The 19,385-nt window shown below is 67.1% G+C and carries 20 protein-coding genes and 1 tRNA gene; 9 read left to right on the top strand and 12 right to left on the bottom strand.

What is annotated here, in order from left to right:
• Positions 1-170: 170 nt before the first annotated feature.
• Positions 171-824: a ribulose-phosphate 3-epimerase gene (gene rpe / locus F0U63_RS42040; RefSeq protein ID WP_395839589.1), complete on the top strand. Its 654-nt coding sequence runs from the start codon at positions 171-173 to the stop codon at positions 822-824.
• On the opposite strand, the gene F0U63_RS42035 is transcribed toward rpe, so the two are convergent.
• Positions 813-1,214 (bottom strand): two-component system response regulator, encoded by a 402-nt coding sequence (locus tag F0U63_RS42035; RefSeq protein ID WP_395839587.1) that lies wholly within the window; start codon positions 1,212-1,214, stop codon positions 813-815. The two genes, rpe and F0U63_RS42035, sit on opposite strands and share 12 nt — an antisense overlap.
• A gap of 252 nt (positions 1,215-1,466) precedes the next feature.
• Between F0U63_RS42035 and F0U63_RS42030 the strand changes: the two genes are divergently transcribed.
• Positions 1,467-1,543 (top strand) — tRNA-Pro (locus F0U63_RS42030).
• 94 nt (positions 1,544-1,637) lie between these two features.
• Here the strand turns inward: F0U63_RS42030 and F0U63_RS42025 are convergent.
• The 6 genes from F0U63_RS42025 to F0U63_RS42000 are packed head-to-tail and all read right to left on the bottom strand — an operon-like array spanning position 1,638 to position 6,635.
• On the bottom strand, positions 1,638-2,942 hold the full coding sequence (locus F0U63_RS42025; protein ID WP_395839585.1) for a hypothetical protein: 1,305 nt from the start codon (positions 2,940-2,942) through the stop codon (positions 1,638-1,640).
• Between the two features lie 2 nt (positions 2,943-2,944).
• Positions 2,945-4,318 (bottom strand): ATP-grasp domain-containing protein, encoded by a 1,374-nt coding sequence (locus F0U63_RS42020; RefSeq protein WP_395839583.1) that lies wholly within the window; start codon positions 4,316-4,318, stop codon positions 2,945-2,947.
• 5 nt (positions 4,319-4,323) lie between these two features.
• Complete coding sequence (locus tag F0U63_RS42015) at positions 4,324-4,662, bottom strand: AzlD domain-containing protein (RefSeq protein ID WP_395839581.1); 339 nt, start codon at positions 4,660-4,662, stop codon at positions 4,324-4,326.
• Positions 4,652-5,392 (bottom strand): AzlC family ABC transporter permease, encoded by a 741-nt coding sequence (locus F0U63_RS42010; protein ID WP_395839579.1) that lies wholly within the window; start codon positions 5,390-5,392, stop codon positions 4,652-4,654. The genes F0U63_RS42015 and F0U63_RS42010 overlap by 11 nt, the downstream gene beginning before the upstream one ends.
• Positions 5,392-6,240, bottom strand: coding sequence for a sugar phosphate isomerase/epimerase family protein (locus tag F0U63_RS42005; RefSeq protein ID WP_395839577.1), 849 nt, complete (start codon positions 6,238-6,240; stop codon positions 5,392-5,394). The genes F0U63_RS42010 and F0U63_RS42005 overlap by 1 nt, the downstream gene beginning before the upstream one ends.
• A 5-nt stretch (positions 6,241-6,245) precedes the next feature.
• Positions 6,246-6,635: a 2Fe-2S iron-sulfur cluster-binding protein gene (locus F0U63_RS42000; RefSeq protein WP_395839575.1), complete on the bottom strand. Its 390-nt coding sequence runs from the start codon at positions 6,633-6,635 to the stop codon at positions 6,246-6,248.
• A 651-nt stretch (positions 6,636-7,286) separates the two neighbouring features.
• Here F0U63_RS42000 and F0U63_RS41995 point away from each other — a divergent pair.
• Entirely contained in the window at positions 7,287-8,588 is a 1,302-nt protein-coding gene (locus F0U63_RS41995; RefSeq protein ID WP_395839573.1) for an epoxide hydrolase family protein, read from the top strand.
• Positions 8,589-8,655: 67 nt separating this feature from the next.
• On the opposite strand, the gene F0U63_RS41990 is transcribed toward F0U63_RS41995, so the two are convergent.
• From F0U63_RS41990 to F0U63_RS41980, 3 genes are all read right to left on the bottom strand, one after another.
• Complete coding sequence (locus F0U63_RS41990) at positions 8,656-9,615, bottom strand: hemerythrin domain-containing protein (protein ID WP_395839571.1); 960 nt, start codon at positions 9,613-9,615, stop codon at positions 8,656-8,658.
• A 98-nt stretch (positions 9,616-9,713) separates the two neighbouring features.
• Positions 9,714-10,319: a glutathione S-transferase family protein gene (locus tag F0U63_RS41985; RefSeq protein ID WP_395839569.1), complete on the bottom strand. Its 606-nt coding sequence runs from the start codon at positions 10,317-10,319 to the stop codon at positions 9,714-9,716.
• A 163-nt stretch (positions 10,320-10,482) separates the two neighbouring features.
• Positions 10,483-10,668 (bottom strand): hypothetical protein, encoded by a 186-nt coding sequence (locus F0U63_RS41980; RefSeq protein WP_395839567.1) that lies wholly within the window; start codon positions 10,666-10,668, stop codon positions 10,483-10,485.
• Between the two features lie 362 nt (positions 10,669-11,030).
• On the opposite strand from F0U63_RS41980, the gene F0U63_RS41975 reads away from it, so the two are divergent.
• The 3 genes from F0U63_RS41975 (at position 11,031) to F0U63_RS41965 (ending at position 12,817) form a co-directional block, all read left to right on the top strand.
• Positions 11,031-11,603, top strand: a complete 573-nt coding sequence (locus F0U63_RS41975) for a YbhB/YbcL family Raf kinase inhibitor-like protein (protein ID WP_395839565.1) — start codon at positions 11,031-11,033, stop codon at positions 11,601-11,603.
• A 234-nt stretch (positions 11,604-11,837) separates the two neighbouring features.
• On the top strand, positions 11,838-12,545 hold the full coding sequence (locus F0U63_RS41970) for an NAD(P)H-dependent oxidoreductase (RefSeq protein ID WP_395839563.1): 708 nt from the start codon (positions 11,838-11,840) through the stop codon (positions 12,543-12,545).
• Between the two features lie 104 nt (positions 12,546-12,649).
• The gene (locus tag F0U63_RS41965; protein WP_395839561.1) at positions 12,650-12,817 is read left to right on the top strand and encodes a hypothetical protein; all 168 of its coding nucleotides are present in this window, start codon (positions 12,650-12,652) and stop codon (positions 12,815-12,817) included.
• A 32-nt stretch (positions 12,818-12,849) separates the two neighbouring features.
• Here F0U63_RS41965 and F0U63_RS41960 read toward each other — a convergent pair whose 3' ends face one another.
• Together F0U63_RS41960 and F0U63_RS41955 are read right to left on the bottom strand one after the other, a co-directional pair.
• On the bottom strand, positions 12,850-14,640 hold the full coding sequence (locus F0U63_RS41960; RefSeq protein ID WP_395839559.1) for a M56 family metallopeptidase: 1,791 nt from the start codon (positions 14,638-14,640) through the stop codon (positions 12,850-12,852).
• On the bottom strand, positions 14,637-15,023 hold the full coding sequence (locus F0U63_RS41955) for a BlaI/MecI/CopY family transcriptional regulator (protein WP_395839557.1): 387 nt from the start codon (positions 15,021-15,023) through the stop codon (positions 14,637-14,639). The genes F0U63_RS41960 and F0U63_RS41955 overlap by 4 nt, the downstream gene beginning before the upstream one ends.
• Positions 15,024-15,237: 214 nt before the next feature.
• Between F0U63_RS41955 and F0U63_RS41950 the strand changes: the two genes are divergently transcribed.
• The 3 genes from F0U63_RS41950 (at position 15,238) to F0U63_RS41940 (ending at position 19,369) form a co-directional block, all read left to right on the top strand.
• The gene (locus tag F0U63_RS41950; protein WP_395839555.1) at positions 15,238-16,758 is read left to right on the top strand and encodes an acetyl-CoA hydrolase/transferase C-terminal domain-containing protein; all 1,521 of its coding nucleotides are present in this window, start codon (positions 15,238-15,240) and stop codon (positions 16,756-16,758) included.
• Between the two features lie 170 nt (positions 16,759-16,928).
• Entirely contained in the window at positions 16,929-17,750 is an 822-nt protein-coding gene (locus tag F0U63_RS41945) for a mechanosensitive ion channel family protein (protein WP_395839553.1), read from the top strand.
• 149 nt (positions 17,751-17,899) lie between these two features.
• Positions 17,900-19,369 (top strand): MDR family MFS transporter, encoded by a 1,470-nt coding sequence (locus tag F0U63_RS41940; protein ID WP_395839551.1) that lies wholly within the window; start codon positions 17,900-17,902, stop codon positions 19,367-19,369.
• The last annotated feature ends 16 nt before the right edge of the window (positions 19,370-19,385 follow it).

Raw genomic sequence — 19,385 nt, 5'->3', positions numbered from 1 at the left:
CCGGAGAGGAAACGGCGCGCGGACTGTAAAGGTGCTTCTTACCACGGCCTCGGGAGCCATCGCTTCTCCCCCGGCCGGATGCTTCCCCTCCGAGTGAAACCCCTTCTTCGTCTGTTCGCTCTCCAACCGAGCCAGTACCCATGAGGTGGGGAAGTGGCTAAGTAGCGCCCATGACCCGCCGTGTGCTCGTGTCGCCCTCGCTGCTGTCCTCGGATTTTGGCCGTCTGGCGGAGGAGGTCCGCGCGGTGGAAGCCGCGGGCGCGGACTGGATCCACGTGGACGTGATGGACGGGCGCTACGTGCCCAACATCACCCTGGGGCCGGTCATCGTGCAGGCCATCAAGAAGGCGGCGACCCGGCCGCTCGACGTGCACCTGATGATCGTCGAGCCGGAGAAGTACGTCGAGGCGTTCGTCAAGGCGGGGGCGGACATCGTCACGGTGCACGCGGAGGCGTGCACGCACCTGCACCGGGTGTTGCAGCAGATCCGCCACGCGGGCGCCCGGCCGGCGGTGGTGCTCAACCCGGCCACGCCGCTGTCGGCGGTGGAGGAGGTACTGGGCGACGTGGACATGGTGCTGCTGATGAGCGTGAACCCGGGCTTCGGGGGCCAGGGCTTCATTCCCCATACGGTGGACAAGGTGCGCCGGTTGCGCGCGATGCTCGATGCGCGCGGGCTGCACACGCACATCCAGGTGGATGGGGGCATCAACTCCGAGACGGCGCGCCTCGTGGTGGCGGCCGGGGCGGACGTGCTGGTGGCGGGCTCGTACGTGTTCGGCGCGAAGGACTACGCCGCCGCCATCCACTCCCTACGCTCCTGAGCACAGGCTCCCGGGCAAGACGCCCGGCAGGCCCGCCATCCTCGCCACCCGGGTCATGAAGGTGTGATCGAAGGGCTTCACCTCGTAGGCGTCCGCGCCCAGCTCGAAGCACACATGGCGGGTGAACTGGTCCTCCACGCCACTGAGGATGATGACCTTGCAGTCCCGCGTCTGGGGGTCCTGCTTGAGCTGGGCGAGCAGATCCCTCCCATCCTCGTGCTGGTGGATGTCCAGGATGATGACCGCGGGGCGGTGCCGCCGGGCCAGCTCCATCACGTGCCGGGAGGTGGTGTCCGCCACGGAGGTGAGGCCCGTGCGCCGGGCCTCCCGGGCGAGCGCGGACACGACGAGCGGCTCGTCGTCGGAAATGAGGACAACCGGAGAAGGCATGGTACCCTGGCGGATGGCGCGGTTCGGTGGATGCTCAAAGCAAGCGGCGTTCCGGTGTGAATTCCCTGCAAGATGAGGGGGTTGGCGGTCGGGGCCATGGGTTTTTTTTGACCTATGGGTCGTGGCGGACTCCAGACGTGCACGAGGGAATGGAAAGCTGTGCGTTGGGCGTTGACTCAGCCGGGTGGGTCGGGTACATCCCCGCCCACTTCGTCGGCCCGAGAGCAGTCCCGGCGGAGTTCGTACCGGTAACGGGGAGTGGCTCAGCCTGGTAGAGCACTTGGTTCGGGACCAAGGGGTCGCAGGTTCGAATCCTGTCTCCCCGACCATCAGAAGGGCGCGGAATCCTTGGAGAAATCCTCGGAGTCCGCGCCCTTCGTCTTTCTCTCTGCTCTCTACGGCGGTCCTCCTCGGCCCCTCCGCCTACACGGAGTCGAAGGAGTAGTGGATTCCGCTCAGGTCCTCCCGGAGCCGCTCGACCTCGGCGCGAAGGACAGTTGAATCGAGCTGTCCCTCCACGATGTTGGCGATGAGGTCCGCGAGATAGTCCATGTGCTGCTCCTTCATGCCCCGGCGGGTGACCTCCTGCACGCCCAGGCGCAGAATGGAGCGTCCGGCCCAGGGGCGGGAGTTGGCGTTGATGGAGCACTGGATGAGGCGGCGGCAGGCCTCGGCCGGGGCGACGCCAGGGCACTCGGTCACCACCAGCATGTGGGAGCGCGTGTACTCGCCGTTGCGGCTGAACAGCTTGAACCCCCTTTGGGTCAGCGCTCGAGCCAGGGCCTGTGCGTTGCTCTGCACCTGGAGGGCGTAGGCCCTGCCGAACGTCTTCATCTCCAGCAAGGTCCAGTAGAGCGCGAGCGAGTGATTCGTGTGCTGGCTCGACACGAGCGCCTCGGACAGCATTCCACGGAAGGTGTCTCCGAGCTCCTTGGACTTCGTGGCGACGATGGCCTTGTGGGGACCGGGGAGCGACTTGTGCGTGTTGCCCTGCACCACGTCGCAGCCCTCCTCGAGCGGGGACTGGAAAACGCCCCCCAGGATCAGACCGAGCGGATGCGAGCCGTCGTAGGCGATCAACGGCTCCGAGCCGAGGACCGCCCTCAGTTCCCGAAGGTTGAGCGGGAACAGGCAGATGCTCGGGTCGAGGAAGACGATCCGGGGCCTGCCATGCTCCGAGAGCCCCTGGCGCAGGGCCGCGATGTCCACTTCCTGGCGCTCATGGTTCCAGGGCAGATAGCCACTGCGCCTGCCCGCCCGGAGCAGGATGGGCGCGGTCGAATGGTGGCCACCCGCCTCCGGAGGGAGGCTCAGGACGAGGTCCCCGGGCTCGCTCAGCGCGAGGAGCGTTGACATCATCGCGTGCACGCCCGAGAGCGGGCGGAAGTCCACGCTCGCGGCGCCCAGCGCCTCGCACAGCGCATCGCGAGCGAACTTCTCGAGCGAGAGGACTCCCGGGAACGCGCGGAACTGGAGTTCCCCGAGCTGGCCGATGCTCGAGGTGGGCACGGGGCCCGTCCCGTCACCCAGGTGATAGCGCTGGCCCAGCGAGTAATTCACCAGCTCCATCGCCGAGCGCGACATGGTGTTTTCGTTGGCGGTCAACGACAGAATCCTCTCGTTGACCGCTGCGTCCGCCTTGACCAGGCCCCGGATGTGGCTGAGCCAGTCCTCATGCGCCGTGATGGAAGCTGCCGTGCTGGAAGTCGCCGCGGTATTGGTTTTCATGCCTAGACTCGATTCCGGCTGATAGGGGTTGAGCGCTCTCCATCGACTTCGAACTCGAGTTCATCCAGCGCACGAAGGAGTTCTTCCTCGATCCGGTCGAACGCCTGCTGCGCCGTGCTCTCGCCTGGAGGCGCGCGGTAGATGACATGACCCTGCGCTCGCGAGCTCAGGGGTGCTCGCTTCACCCGGGTTCCCAGCTCGTCGTAGAACTGATGTTCGACATAGTAAGGCGTGGTGTCGAGATGGGTGTAACCGCGAACGCGGGTCAGCTCCCCTGTCTTGGGCGCCCAGAGCGCGTGTGCGATCGTCGGACGGGTGGGCCCGGGCTGGACCTCTGGCGTCTGTCCCATCGAAATGGAGATCAGCAGCTCGAGGAAATCGATGCCGGTGGACAGCCGCACCGTCTGGTAGATCTGCGCTCCGCCCATGCGGATGCCGAACTCCAGCGGCATCAAACCATCGGCGAGCGTGCGGAACTCGGTGTGAAGCACATACGAGCCTCCCCCGAGACCCCGGTGGATCCGGTCGACATAATCCCTGGCCTGCTCCTGCAGCGCCGAGGGAATACGGCTGGGCGTCGAGGAGACGAACTCCTCGAAGTAGGGTCCGTTGGAAGGCAGCGGCTTGTCGTGGATCGCGAGCACCCGGGTCTGTCCTCCGAAGTGCACGCTCTCGACGCTGATCTCTCCTACCCGGTAGGGCAGACGCGTGGGGAAGAGAACCTCGCCACCGATGAGCTCCTCGGCGACGAATGGGAATTCATTGGACCCGGCCTTGTCGGCTCCAGCCAGCAGGCTATCGCCCGAGTAGGTCTTGCGCGCGTCGAGCTCCATGCGGGCGAACTCGCGCTCCGCCTCCTCGTAGGTCTCGCACCGCTGCACGAGTGTCGAACCTCCGCCGAACGCGGGCTTGAGGACGATCGGCAGACGCAGCTCGCGGAGCGCGCCCAGATTGGAGCGCGAGAGCCGATGGAACCGCGGCACGGGCAGTCCGATCTTCTGGAAGAATGCGCGCATCCGCGACTTGTCGCGACCGATGAGCGCGGCTTCCCGGCTCGGTCCGAGCAACTGGTAATGCTCGGCGAGTTCCGCCTGGAGCGGGACACAGAACTCCGAGAGGTTGATGATGCCGGCGGGCTTGCCGTGGCCATCGATGGCCTTCACCAGGGACGGAACGCTCCGCTCCAGATCGCTCAGGTCGCACAGCAGGTGTTCCGGGAGGAATCTCGTCTGCCATCCGGCGGGCGCTCGCGAGTCGAGGACGAGCAGGAGACGGTAGCGTTCACCGAGCTCGTGGAGCTGGCGCAGATGGCTCAACCGGCCCGGGTTCCCGGAGTTGAGCACCAGGATGAGAGGCCTCGGATTGGATGAAGTCATTGTCTTCATAACGTGAACAGACCACGAGAGAGGGCAAGGCCTAGGAATGCGAGGAGAAGGCAGAGGGTGGGCTTCTTGAGCTTGAGCATGAGCGCGAACGCCAGCACCGTGAAGAACGCGCGAAGCCCTATCTCGGCCGTCCGCTGAGGAGCGAAGATGGCCTCGCCCATCAGGCATCCCACGATCGCGATTCCCGAGAACTCGAAGAACCGCACCAACCCCGGAGGCAGCTCGTCTGGCAGCCAGCGTGAGGCCATGAAGGGAACGGCTCGAAGCGCATTCGTACAGAGCGCGCCCAGGACAATCATCCACCAGACCTGCGAGGACGCGAATTCAGTCTGCACGGCGGACCTCCTTCTTCTTGCCCGTGAACCAGGCGAACCCGGCTGCCACGAGCAGGGCGGAGAGGATGCTTCCCCCCGAGGGCAAGATGCGCTCGGCGAGTGGGGCGCTCAGCAGTGCCGTGCCCGCGCAGAGCAGGATCGCCGGGCGGGCAATGTCCTTGCTCAGCATGATGGCGAAGTAGATGGGCAGGATGGCCGGCGCGCTCTTGAGGATCGCCTCCGGCAGGGCATGGGCGGACATATTGCCGAGTGCCGTGCAGACCACCGCGACCGGGAAGCTCCCAAGCGAGACGCCGAGGAAGTAATCATGCGCCGCGCGCCCCGAGTTCTGGTCTCGTGAGCCCAGTTGGGTCACGGCGAAGGTGCTCGCGCTCAGCATCGGCACTCCGGCCAGGATGCGCAGCAAGGGGACTCCCCGGAACGTGGGGAGCAGGTTGAGCGCCATGATGAAGAAGCGGAAGTTGATGATGAGCACTGCCAGCAGCGCCTCGGTGGCGGGCTTTCCCGCCACCAGCAGGCTCATGACCGCGAACTGCGCCGGACCCGCGAACATCAATGCGGTCATCGCCGTCGCCTGGACCGCGTCGAGGCCCGCGCCCCGGGTCACGGCTCCCAGGGCGAAGAAAGAGAAGACGAACGAGGTCGCTACTGGCAGGCTGCTGCGCAGCCCCTGCGCGAACGGTGTCGGTTCGGCAGAGGGCTGGGCCTGGTCTGAAGCCGCGGGAGTCATCACACTGGCCCCGACTGAAGGGATTTGCGGAAGGCGATCGCGCGATCCAGGAAGACCTCGGTCGTGTACGGCCCGCCGAACTCCTCCACGATGGCCGGCCCCGCGTAGCCGAGCTGCTTGAAGCGCGCCAGAATCTCCTGAAGGGGGAGGTTTCCCGCGCCAATCGGGATGTGGACGTGGTCGGGGATGTTCATGTCGGCCACGTGCATGTTGGAGACGAAGGGAGCGACAATCTCGACCGCTCGTTCGAACTCCTCACCCTGCGGTACGACCGAGGCGAGGTGAATCACGTCCATCGCGATCCGGGCGCCGCTCTTGCGGCAGATCTCCGCCTGTTGCTCAGGGGTGTAGACGATGTAGGTGGGACGATCGGCTCCCATGTTCTCCAGGCAGAGCGTGATGCCCCAGTCGGAGAGGGTGGGCATGCACTTCTCCAGGGACCTGAGCAGCGGCTCGATGGTCTTCTCCGGGGTCCTCTTGCCGATGATGCCCGGATGACAGGTCACCCGCCGCGAGCCGAGGTCCCGGGCCACGCGACAAGCCTTCATCAGGCGCTCGACGGCGGCCTCTCGGGTCCCCGCGTCATCGGAGGCGAGGTTGTGCGCGAGATACGGAGCATGGACGCTGAGGTCGGTGCCGTGGGTGGCGATGAGCTCGCGGAGGGCTCCGACGATTCTCGTGTACTCCCCCTCGGGAATCTCCATCACCGCGGTCTCCGCTCGCTCGCCCAACTCGAGCTCGATGGAGTGGAAATGGGGAGCCAGTCTGGCCACCGAATCCACCACGTCGGGCGGGTTGTCGAAAACGTTGGTCGAGAAGCCGATGTCGGGGTAGCGCGCGTTCAGCATGAGGTTCATCCTTTCTGAGAGGAGGTCTGGTGGGTGGTCTGGTCTGGCGCTTGGGATGCGGCCGTGGCGGGGCGGCTGACGGCACTCCGCGCCCCTTTCTTGCCTACCGGAAGGAGCTGGGCATCGTCGCGAACGACGAGCTGACATGCCAATCGCATGTGCATGTCCTCGGTCACGCCCAGTGCATCGAGCAGCTCCTGCTCGGCTGGGCTTGCAGGCGCAAACGAGTCCCAGCCTTCGAGCACCTGGGAGAGGCAGGTTCCGCAGACTCCTTTGCGGCAGCCAAACGGGACAGGCCGTGCTGGATGGGCCAGTGCATGGTGTAGCAGACGCTCGCCCGGAGTGATCTCAATTGTCGACTTGGTGGCGCCAGCCCCAACTTCAATCTTCGCCATGCGCGCAGCTTTTACTCGAAGTCCGACGAATACAAGCCTTTTTTCCACTCTGAGTACGTTGGGGCTGTCCGGTCCTGGAATCATAAGGGTTTGCTATTTTCGAAATAAGGGCGGCTAACTCAAATGAGGCCGCGGGCGGGCTGGACGAGCGCGAAGTGGATGTTGTTGCATGTTTGTAAATCTTTGTGACCAACGGATGGCGGGCACTGCTCCAGTCCTGTCCCCGGCATCAGCTGGTCAAGCCGTCCAGGCCGAGCGCTTCAGAGAATCTTCTGGGATTTCCATCGATATGGATTATCCGGGGGAAAGGCACCTGCCAAAGCCAATCAATGTCTCGGAATCCAGAAGCGCGCACTCATCAAGGGACGAGTTCCTCAATGTGAGTGAGCGCGACCGCACCCACGGCTCGAGCGGCTGCCAGGATTTTTCATGAGGCACCGCCGAAGGCGCGGTCGATGCGCTTTCCTCTCATTGGAGGGAGTCGCTTGCAGGACCGTCCCTCCTGCGAATTTGTCCTTGTCATCTCGGCGTCGTGGCGGCCAGGGTGTGTGCGTCTTCACGTGTTTCGTGTGAAATGATTCACTGACAAAGACAACCCATGCCTTTATTCTTGGCCCTGCTCAATGCGTGGTCCCGTCGAGGAGTCAGAACGTGATTTCGATCAAACCTCTTGTCCGGAGTTCGGTGGAGTGGAAGCAGGCAGCGGAGAAGCTGGGGAACAAACGTCACCCGCTCATCCACCCGATGCACGGCCCGAAGAAGCCGGCGGGGTCCTTGAACGCGGAGCGCTTCACGGTCTCCATCCCCGAGCACGTCTTGGCGGATCTCCGCCAGCGCCTGACGCGGACCCGCTGGGCGGGAGACCATGGCAACGAGGACTGGGGCTATGGCACCGAGCAAGGGTATCTCGCCGAGCTCGTGCGCTACTGGGCGAAGGACTTCGACTGGAGTGCCCAGGAGCGGGCCATCAACGCCTTCTCCCACTACCGCGTCAGTCTCGAGGGGGTGCCCATCCACTTCATCCACGAGAAGGGACAGGGGCCTCACCCCATCCCGCTTGTCCTGTCCCATGGCTGGCCCTGGACTTTCTGGGACATGCACAAGGTCATCCGGCCTCTGACCCACCCGGCCGAGTTCGGGGGGAATCCGGAGGACGCCTTCGACGTGGTGGTGCCCTCGCTGCCCGGCTTCGGCTTCTCCACGCCCCTGAAGCAGACGGGCCTCAACTTCATGCGGACGGCGGACCTCTGGGTGCGGCTCATGGAGGGGCTCGGCTACTCGCGCTTCGGCGCGCAGGGCAGTGACATCGGAGCCTTCGTCTCCTCGCAGATCGCTCACCGCTACCCGGAGCACGTGCTCGGCCTCCACGTGACCTTCCCGATGCCGCTGGATGCCAACACCAATCCCAACGGCATCCCGGCTCCCGAGGCCTACGCCCCCGACGAGCAGCAGGCCCTCACGCGGACCGTGAACTTCCTGCGGGATGGCACCGGCTACGTGAACATCCAGAGCACCCGGCCGCAGACGCTCGCGTATGCCATGCACGACTCACCCGCGGGCATGTGCGCCTGGTTCCTCGAGAAGCGCCGGGCCTGGAGTGACTGCGACGGTGACGTGGAGAAGGTCTTCACCAAGGACGAGCTGCTCACCGCGATGACCCTGTACTGGGTCACCGAGAGCTTCGGCAGCGCCGCGCGCTTCTATTATGAGACCGCCCACCACCCCTGGAAGCCCTCGCACCCGGATCCCCGCGTGGTGAATGTGCCGACGGGCGTGGCCATCATGCCCAATGACGTCGTCCAGATGCCGCGCAGCTGGGCCGAGAAGTACTACGATCTGCGCAGCTGGAATGTCTTCCCCACTGGCGGCCACTTCGCTCACATGGAGCAGCCGGAGCGCCTGGTGAAGGACATCCAGGACTTCTTCCGTCCGCTGCGCGCCCAGCAGGGCTGAGCCGCGCCGAAGCCGCGCGGGCCCGCCCCGTGGAGTCCCAAGCGAGCCCTCGGGCGCGCTCGGATTTCTACGCTCTCGGGGCGGACTTCCCGGCGGCGTTGCTCTTCTCGCTCGTGGCGCGTTGGCGCGCCGTCTTCCCGGCGGGGGCGCTCGCCTGGCGACTCACGCTTCCCCGGTGCCTTGGCGGCTGGGACGTCTTCGCGCGGTGGGCGCTCGCGCCATTGTGGCGTGGCTCCCCGTTTCCCATCCGGGGAGTGGCATCATTCGCCGCCTGCTCCGCCATGCGCCGGACATTCCGGCTCGCGTCGCGCGCCATGCCCCGGGTCTCCTCGAGCACGTCGCTCGTCACCTTCAGTCCCCGGCCAGGGGCCTCGAGCGTCCACTTGCGTACCTCCTCGCCCACCTCCTCCGCGCGCTCGCGTCCCACCTCGGTGAGTTGCCGTGCCCACGCCAGGCCGCGCTCCACCAGCTCGGTGACCAGGTCCCAGCCCCGGTCGAACACCGCCACCAGCGGCATCACCAGGTTGCCAGGAGGCTCGTCCGGGAGCATCGGGTGCGGGTGCGTCGGCACCGCTCGCTTCGCGAGGGCGAGCGCGTCCGCCATGGCGTCGAGCTCCTCCTGGGTGAAGGTCTGGTGGATGCGGGCGAACAGCCCGTTCTCCTCCTCCTCGATGTGGTGCAGCACGTTCTGCACCAGCACCGTGAACCGGGCGTCGAACCGCGGATCCTCCGGGCTCATCCGCTGGAGCGCGGCGAGTTCCCACTTCGCGACCCGGTGCTCCTCCAGCGCCTCGTCGATCCGCTTGATCCACCTCGGATCGTGGGCCTTCACCGAGGGATAGAAGACCTGCTCCTCGATGGCGGCGTGGATGGAAAGCTCCAGGATGATGCGCCGGGAGATCTCCTGCTTCTTGCTGACGTCCCCTCCGTGTTTGAGCGCGTCGTAGCGCTTGAACAGCTTCCGGAGGGTGGCGTGGTCCTGTTTCAGTAGAGAGATGGCGTCCATGGCGCAATGGGTAAGCATCATGACGCGATGCGCCAGGGCCGCTTGCTCGTACGCTTCGTACGGGTGTTTCAGAAGGGCAGAGGGCTCGGACCTTCCTCTCCCTTGGAGAAGCCGAGGCTTCAGCCGCCCGACGTGAGCTTGTAGGCCAGGCGCGAGGTGATGCGCGCGATGTAGTTCTTGAAGACGGGCTCGTCCAGGCCGGGCGCGCCGAACTTCGCGGCCCAGGCCAGCGAGGACCCGACATAGACGTCGGCCGCGCTGAACTGCTCCCCGAGGATGTAGGGGCCGGGGACGAGCATCTTCTTGAGCGCGCCGATCGTGTCCTCGTAGCTGCCGTAGCCCAGGGCGCCTTTGCGCTCGACCGGCGGACGCTTGAACATGGTGTCGATCAGCGCCGGCTCGAAACAGCCCGCGCCGAAGAAGAGCCAGCGCAGATAGGTGCCGCGGCGCGGGTCACCGGGTAGCGGGGCCAGGCCGGCCTGGGGGAACGTGTCGGCGAGATAGGTGATGATCGCGGCCGTCTCGGTGATGACGGTGCCGTCGTGCACGAGCACCGGCAGCTTGCCCATTGGATTGATGGCGAGGAACTCCGGCGTCTTGTGCTCCTGCTTCTCCATGTCGATGAGCACGGTCCGGTAGGACACACCACCGAGTTCCTCGAGCATCCAGTGCACCATCTGCGCTCGCGACTTGGGGTTGTGGTAGAAGACGATCTCGTCGCTCATGTGGCGTTCTCCTGGGGTTGAGGGCGCGGAGCGTACGCTGGCCGCGCTGCTCCCAGAATCGGAATCCTCCTGGCGCGGGGCAGGCGCCTGTGTGCACCTCTGGAGCGCGGTGGCAGCGCTCGATGCATGCGCGCACTGCCCTCCCGCCGTGAGGGCCTCGCGGCTACTGGCCCTTCGGGGACTCGTCCTTCTGGGACTCGCCCTTCGGCGGCTGGCCCTTCGGGGGAGCGTCCTCGCCGGGCTTCTTCTTGAGCGTCCCCAGGCTCGAGCTCCACCACTCCGGACCCAGAAGCAGGAAGACGCCGCCAAACGCCAGCACACCCACCAGCGACACGATGATCACTTCCATACGTTCCTCCCGGGCCCGGTGCCCAACATATCGATGCGCTCGGCGGTGGTCCGGAGCGACTCGAGTTCGAGCAATGCCATGGGGGTCCGCCGTCCGCGCGACCAGGGGAGAGCCGGGGGACCTGGGCCGCGAACAGGCGCCACCCGGGCGTCCTACGGCCGGGCAGCGGGCGCCCGAGCCGCCATCGGAACGCCAGGTGGCCAGAAGGGGCGCGACCTTAACGTGAACCTCGGAGGGGGACAACCCGAGGCCGCTCCGACCCGATGTCTTTTTCCCGTCGAGCTGAAGCAGCCGGGCGAGTACCGGCTCCAGCTTCGAGGGGAACTCGTTCCTACCTTCGGCGGATGAACCTGAACCACACGTTGCGAAGCCTCGTCCTGGGCATGCCCCGGATGTTGCGCGGACGTCCCGGCGAGCGAGCGGGGGAAGAGCGGCTCGCCCAATACCGGCTGGACTTGAGCCATGTGGCTCCCCTGGTGGTGATGAGTCCCGCCTTCGTGAAGGGGCGCGACATTCCCGTGCATTACACCGCCGATGGAGCAGGGCTCAGCCCGCCGTTGCGCTGGGGCGCGGGCCCCGCGGGCACTCAATCCTTCGTGGTCTGGATGGAGGATCCGGACGCGCCCACCCCCGAGCCGTTCGTCCACTGGCTCGTCGCGGACCTGGACGCCGGGCGCGACTCCCTGCCCGAGGGCCTCCCGGCGCAGGGCACGGACGTGGCGGTGCAAGGTCGCAACAGCTTCCTGCGCGTGGGCTACACCGGCTGTGCTCCGCCCTGGGGGGACATCCCGCACCGCTACCACCTCCAGGTGTTGGCGCTCGACCGGCGCCTCGAACTCGAGCCGGGCTTCGGACGCCAGCAGCTCCTACGGGCCGTGCAGGGTCACGTGCTCGCGTTCGGCGAGACGGTGGGCGTCTACGCGCGTCCGGAGTGAGCCTGCCGGGGTGGGCGCATGGGCGCCTTGAGCGGGGGGCGCCCGCCTCCTCCATCGAGGCCGCCAGCAGGCGTCTCTCGTGGCGCCGTCCCCACTCGATCATGAGGCGGATGATGGGCTCGAGGCTCTTGCCGAACGGGGTGATCTACTTTTACTGACTATATGCGAAAATCATGAGTACTTGATCGGGGGAAGATGAAGCGAATAAGAGGAGCCTCCAACCGAGAGGTCTCCATGAATGTCTTCATCGTGCACGCGCACCCCGAGCCCCAGAGCTTCAATGGGGCGCTCACCCGTCAGGCCCAGAAGGTGCTGACCGCCCAGGGGCATCAGGTCGTGGTGTCCGATCTCTACGCGATGGGGTGGGATCCCGTGTCGGATCGCCGCAACTTCGTGACCCGCAAGGATCCCGCCTTCTTCAAGCAGCAGCAGGAGGAACTGCACGCCGGGGAGAGCGGGGGCTTCGCTCCGGACATCAAGGCCGAGCTCGAGAAGCTCCTGCGGTGCGATGTGCTCATCTTCCAATTCCCCCTCTGGTGGTTCTCCCTTCCGGCCATCCTCAAGGGGTGGGTGGATCGGGTGTTCGCCAAGGGGACCATCTACGGCGGTGGCCAATGGTTCGACACCGGGGTGTTGCGAGGCAAGCGGGCCATGCTCTCGTTCACGACGGGAAGCGGGGAGGGCCCGTACTCCAGTGACGGGTTGTTCGGCCCCCTGGAGCAAATGCTCTCCCCCATCCACCACGGCATCTTCCGCTTCACGGGATTCGACGTCCTGCCGCCGTTCGCGGCCTGGAGCGCCGCGCATGTCGGGGAGGAGGCAAGGGCTCGCTACCTCGAAGCCTATGGCCAGCGGCTCGTCTCGCTGGAGACGACGGAGCTGCTGCGCTTCCCTTCGTTCTCGGAGTTCGATCCGAAGACGTTGATGCGCAAACGGGCCTGAGGTCCACGAGAGGCCGATGCGAGCGATTGCCGGAGTGGAGGCGCCCCCGGTTGACGGGAGCGGGGAGCGTCTCACCTTGAGAGGGGAGGGGGGGCAGCCTGACGGTGCTCGTCATCGACCACGCGGTGGGCCAGAAGAAGCCGGACGCCAGACGTGAGGCCACGGAGGGTTTCGGCACCGCCTTCCGGGGCAGTTCCGAGGCGCTCATCATCATCTCGGTGCTGGCCGTGCTCGCCCTGCTCACGGGCATCGTCGTCCGCCCGACCGGCTGAGCTGGGAGGGCCTGGCTTTCCGAGCGGCGGTGTCAGCGCTTCACGGGCTCGGCCAGGCCCTTGCGGATCGCGTCGTCCAACAGGGCCCGCACCTTCTTCTGTGCCTCCTGGGTGGCCAGCTCCATCTGCCGGCCGAGCTCTTCCATCGGCTTGCCGAGTTCCTCCATCTGCCGGCCAAGCTCCTCCATGGGCTGGGTGAAGACCTCCATCTGCCGGCCGAGCTCCTCCATCTGCTTTTCGAGCGGTTCCATCTCGCGCTCCAGCTCCTGCTCCTGGCGCTCGAGCTCCGGGGACACCTGCGCGCTCGTTCTCTCCAGCCGATGCCGCTCGAGGGCGAGGTCGCTTCGCTTTCGCGCCACTTCCGCCATCTTCCTTCCGATGGTCGCCTGCTGGTGGCCCAGCTCGGATTGCTTGTGGCCCAACTCGGATTGCTTGTGGCCCAGCTCGGATTGCTTGTGGCCCAGCTCGGACTGCTTCTCGCCGATTGCCCGCTGCGGGTCGAAAGACTCCTCGACGGCCTTCAGCGTCGCCGCGTCCCGGATGATGTACGCTTGGCCGTCCTGGCGCACATAGAGGAGAGGCTCCTTTCCCCCTCCGGCCAGCGCTTGTGCCGCCCTCAAGTCCTCCGTCGAGCCGGACATGGTCGTGTGGTGGGGGGGATCGATGAGCACATAGGAGAGTGCGGAGTCTTCGTCCGCTCCTCGCGGGGCGCTCCGCGGGGAATGGGGCACGGCGAGTTTGCCCGGGACACCGGGAGCCGTGGCGGCGGCGGGGGCTTCTCGGGCGACTACCTGGAAGGGGACGAGCGCCACCAGGGCGAGTCCTCCCAGCACCCAGCGGGCCCAGTGGGGGTGACGCTTCGCATCGGTCTCGGCGTGTTCCAGCATGGCGATTCTCCGTTTCAGGGCCGCGAGGTGTGACGGTGCACCGGATGCCGCCGCCGCGGCCGGCGCGCGGGCGACACCAAAGAGGATCAGAAGCCGTCCGTAGTCGTGGGGCTCGGCACCGGTGGCCTGGAGCGCGGCGGCGTCGCAGGCTTCTTCACGGGCGAGCGCGTACTCCTGGCAGGCCCGCCGCACGAGCGGGTGGAAGAAGAACACCGCCCGTGCGAGCGCCGGCACCCACCCGAGCCACAAGTCCCGGCGCCGCACGTGGGCGAGCTCGTGCGCGAGTGCCATGCGCTGCTCCAGGGGGGACAGCGACTCCAGCGCGCGGCGCGGCAGGATGACCTCGGGGCGCAGCAGGCCGAGCGCCAGCGGGCTGGGCGCCTCTTCGGAGACGAGCAGGGCGGGAATCCGCGTGAGACCCAGCTTTCGCCCCAGCACCCTCGCGGCCTGGTGGAGCGTGTCGTCCTCGAGCGGCCGGGCCTCGCGCCGGAGGTGGCGCAGGCGCACCAGCCCTCGGAGCAGTTCCCGCCCCTGCCACGCGAGACCCCCGAGCCACAACAGCAGCACCCCCTCCTTCCAGGGCACGCCCTGTATGGGCGTCTCGTCGCGCACGGGCACGTGCGGAGCGTCCACCGGCCGCGCGTCGTCGTGAGCCAGCGCGGGCCCGGGGGCCACCGTCTCCATGTGCGCCGGGGACGCCTCGGGCGCGGGCAGCAGTGGCAGGCGCACCGCCCCCACCACGCACAGGCCCACCAGGCACTTGAGCCCCACGAGCCACCACAGCGTGGTCCGCGCGGAGGCGGGCAGCTTCGGCCACACGCGCGTGAGGGCCCAGACCCCCAGCGCCCAGAAGGCGGCCTGCCAGGACACCTGCCACAGCGTCCGCGCCACGGCGAGCGCCAGCTCACGTCCCGCGTTCCAGTCCAGCGCGCTCATGATTCCCCCTCCTTCTTCGACTTGAGCCGGGCGACGGCTTCCTCGAGCTGGCGCAGCTCCTCGTCGCTGACCTCGTCGGTCTCGGACAGCCACGTGGCGAAGGGCGACAGCGAGCCCGCCAGCGACTTCTTCACGAAGTCCCCCACCACGCCGCGCAAGAGCTCCGCCAACGGCATGCTCGAGCTGTACTGGTAGACGCCCTCCACCTTGCGCCGGGTGAGGTGCCCCTTGCCGCGCAGCCGCTCCATCACCGTGAGGATGGTGGAGCGCGCCAGCCCCTGCGGCTCGCCGAACTTCTCCGCCGCCTCCCCCACGGTGACGGGGCCGTGCTCCGCCACCCAGCGCAGCAGCGTCAGTTCCTGTTCTCCCACCGGCTTCTTCATGTTCCCGCCCGCGTGACTACAAGTGTCGTCACGAAGCAAGGTACGTCCTGACTACCGTTGTAGTCAAGCCGGTGGGACGTGAAGCCGTCGCACGGGGGAGGCCAGGCGAGCGCTGGAGCACCGGCGTTGTCATCTGAATGTTCCGACGACTTTTTCTTGTGGGCCGGTTCGCTTGTGGTGGGGAGCCGTTCCGAGGCATTGGATGCTGCTCGCCATGAGCTCACTGCAGAAGCGGATCGAGAACGCGGAGTTGTTGGCCAAGGTCGTCCCGGTGGAAGAGGCGGTCAAGCACGTCACCGACGGCAACACCGTGGCCATCAGTGGTTTCACCAAGTCGGGCGAGCCGAAGACCTTCTTCCCGGCCCTGGCCCGGCACTTCACCGAGACCGCCCCCGCCTCGCGCATCACGCTGCTCAGCGGCGCCTCGCTCGCCGACGACGTGGAGGGGCCCATGGCGCCCTTCATCCGCAAGCGCGGGCCGTACATGTCCTCGGCCGCCTCGCGCAAGCTCATCCACTCGGGGGAGATGGACTTCACCGACGTGCACCTGTCCGCCTTCGCGCGCAACCTCATGTACGGCTTCTACGGGGACATCGACGTCGCCGTCGTCGAGGTGTCGCGCATCCTCGCGGACGGCAGTGTCATCCTCTCCTCGTCGGTGGGCATCTCCGCCGAGGCGCTCTCCCGGGCGCGCAAGGTCATCCTCGAGGTGAACACCGCGGTGCCGGACTACACGGGCTTCCACGACATCGCCCTGCCCGCGGTGCACCCCAAGGTGGGCTGGCCGCTGCCGCTGCTCAACGTGCGCGACCGCATTGGCACGCCCAACGTCGAGTTCGATCACCGCAAGGTGGTGGCCGTCATCGAGTCGCGCACGCCCGACCATCCGGTGCCCTTCAAGGGCACGAGCGAGACGGACCGCCGCATCGCGCAGAACGTCATCGCCTTCCTGCTCCAGTGCCGCGATCAGTTCGGCTGGGGTGAGCGCCTGCCTCCCATCCAGTCCGGCGTGGGCAACGTGGCCAACGCCATCATCGGCGAGCTCTACACGTCCCCCTTCCAGAAGATCCGCTTCTGGACCGAGGTCTTCCAGGACGGAATGCTGCGCTACCTGGAGGACGACGCGAAGTTCGAGAACGCCTCGGCCACCGCGGTGTCCTTCTCGGCGGACGGGCGTCGGCGCTTCATGGAGCTGTTCGAGCGCTGCCGGGACAAGCTGGTGCTGCGGCCCATGTGGTTGTCCAACAGCCCGGAGATCATCTCCCGCCTGTTCGTCATCGCGATGAACACCCCCATCGAGGTGGACATCTACGGCCACGTCAACTCCACCCACATCGACGGCTCGCGCATCGTCAACGGGTTGGGGGGCTCGGGAGACTTCTTCCGCAACGCCTACGTGAGCATCGTGCACACGCCGTCCACCCGGCCGCTCAAGGACGGGCGCACGGTGAGCTGCGTGATGCCGTACGTGCGGCACATCGACCACACCGAGCACGACATCAAGTGCGTCGTCACCGAGCACGGCTACGCGCTCAACATGGACATCCGCTCGCCCAAGCGCCGCGCCGTGGACATCATCGACAAGTGCGCGCACCCGCACTTCCGCCCGCTGCTGCACGCCTACCTGGACATGGCGGGCGCGGGCGACGAGCCCCGGCCCACCGACCTCAAGGCCCTGGAGGGCTGGTGGCGCGAGTACGGCGAGGCCTGCGCTTCCTTCCCCAAGGGGGGCTGAGCCGCGCCCGACTTGTCAACACCGTGCGCTGACACGTCAGACACGGGGTGGGTGGCCCCCTCCGAGGCGGGGGGAGGGGGGGGCGGACACGTGGGTATGGGGCTTGCTAATGTGCGCGGAGCCGCCGATCCAAGGACGGCGGCCTCATCCTCAAAGGCATCCCAGTTCCCATGGAATCACTCATCGAGCAGCTCAAGACGCTGGCCCTCACGCAGGCCCTCCCTTTCTTCATGAAGCTGGGCGCCGCGATCGTCCTCTGGTTCGTGGGGCGCTCGCTCATCGCCGGTTTCCAGCGTGTGCTGAACCTCGCGCTCAACAAGCGCAAGCTGGACGCCACGCTCATCCGCTACACCGAGTCGCTCTTCTCGGGCGCCTTCACCATCCTGCTGCTGCTGGCGCTGCTGGGGATGATGGGCATCGAGACCACCTCGTTCGCCGCTCTGCTGGCCGCGGCGGGCATCGCCATCGGCTCGGCGTGGTCGGGCCTGTTGAGCAACTTCGCCGCGGGCGTCTTCCTGCTCGTGCTGCGGCCCTTCCGCGTCGGAGACTCGATCTCCTCGGCGGGTGTGTCCGGCACGGTCCATGAGGTCGGTCTGTTCGTCACCTCCATCGAGACGCCGGACAACCTGCGCATCGTCGTGGGCAACAGCCGGTTGCTCGGCGACAACATCGTCAACTACAGCCACCACGCCACCCGGCAGGTCGCCATCAAGGTGCCGCTGCGGCACGGCGCCGACGTGGCCGCGATCAAGCGGGCCCTGGAGGAGCGGGTGGCCGCGGTGCCGGGGGTGCTGGCGCAGCCCTCGCTCTCCATCGGCTTCGCGGAGTTCACCGTGAAGGGCCCCGTGCTGATGGTCCAGGCGTGGTGCCAGAACGCGTCGTTCGGCCCGGTGTCGGGCGCCATGGGCGAGGCCATCGCGGAGGCCCTGATCCTCTCGGGCTACGCCGCTCCCCAGGACAAGGCCGCTTCGCAGATCTCCAAGGCCGGCTGAGGACCAGGGCGGGCAGGTCCCTCCCCTGGAGCGTGTCCAACGGCTCGTGGGGAGCACGCTCATGACCTGAGTGGAGTCGAACAGGACTCGGGGTGGAGCGGAGTTCATTTGCGGTGGCGCCCCGGCGGTCCACCCGCTAGGCAGGGCGGATGCGCACCACGCACCGCCCCCTGAGTACCCTGGCCCTCGCCCTGTGTCTCTTCATGGCGGCCCTGGAGATGACGGTCGTCTCCACGGCCATGCCCACGGTGGTGAGCGACCTCGGCGGGCTGCACAGCTACGCGTGGGTCTTCACCGCGTACATGCTCGCCTCCACCATCACCGTGCCCATCTACGGCAAGCTCTCGGATCTCTACGGCCGCAAGCCCGTGCTCCTCTTCGGCGTGGGTCTGTTCCTCGTGGGCTCCATCGCCAGTGGCCTGGCCACGTCCATGGGCATGCTCATCGCCTTCCGCACGCTCCAGGGGCTCGGGGCGGGTGCCATGCAGCCCGTGGCGCTCACCGTGGTGGGGGACCTCTACACGCTCGAGCAGCGCGCCCGCGTCCAGGGCGCCTTCAGCGCCGTGTGGGGCATCGCCGGCCTGGTGGGCCCGCTCACCGGCGGGCTCATCGTGAAGTACCTCACCTGGCATTGGATCTTCTTCGTCAACGTCCCCATTGGCGTGGGCGCGATGTTCCTGCTTGGCGTCTTCTTCCATGAGCGCGTCCAGCGCAAACCCCAGCGGCTGGACATCGCGGGGGCGGTGTTGCTCTCCGCGGGCGTGGTGCTGCTGCTCATCGGGGTGCAGGGCATGGAGCACCAGCTCCCCGCGCTCGTGGGGGCGGGAGTGCTGCTCGCCGCCTTCGTGTTCGTGGAGCTCCGGGCGGCCGAGCCCCTGCTGCCGATGTCCCTCTTCCGGATTCCCGCCATCGCCATCTCCTCGGTGGCCGGCGCGCTCTTCTCCTCCGCGCAGTTCGGTGCCACCACCTACGTGCCGCTGTACGTGCAGGCCGTGCTGGGCGGCTCACCCACGCTGGCCGGGGGGATGATCACCCCGATGATCGTCGGCTGGCCCCTGGCGAGTCTCCTGGCGGGACGGCTCATCCTCCGGATGGGTTTCCGCCCGCTCATCATCGGCGGCTTCGGGATGGCGGCAGCGGGCACGGCGCTGATGGCGCTGCTGCTCAAGCCGGGCGCGCCCCTGCTCGTCCCCGAGGTGGCCATGGGGATCTTCGGCCTCGGTCTGGGCTTCGCCTCCACGTCGTTGCTCATCGCGGTGCAGACGAGCGTGGGCTGGGAACTGCGAGGCGTGGCCACCGCGAGCAACATGTTCTTCCGCACCATCGGCGGGGCGCTGGGCGTGGGGTTGATGGGCGGGGTGATGGTGTCCAGGCTGATGGAGGACTCCCGCATTCCCCTGTCCGCGGCCAATCAGATCCTCAGCCCCGAGCATGGCCGGGGCCTCGCGCCCGAGGTGCTGCGCACGCTCGGTGACGCGCTCGGCCGTGGCCTGTCGCTCAACTTCTGGCTCATCTGCGTCTCGGCCCTGGGCGCCTTCCTCGCCGCGCTCTTCTTCCCCCGGACCCATCGCCCCACGCCCACGTCCCTGCCCTCCAGTGACGCGGTGGCGCCGCACTGAAGGGTTCCCCTCGCGC

Origin of the sequence: Cystobacter fuscus, assembly GCF_044360685.1 — a bacterium.
GTDB classification, from domain to species: domain Bacteria; phylum Myxococcota; class Myxococcia; order Myxococcales; family Myxococcaceae; genus Cystobacter; species Cystobacter fuscus_C.
The sequence above is the reverse complement of the archived record's forward strand: the minus strand, read 5'-3'. Positions and strand labels throughout refer to the sequence as shown.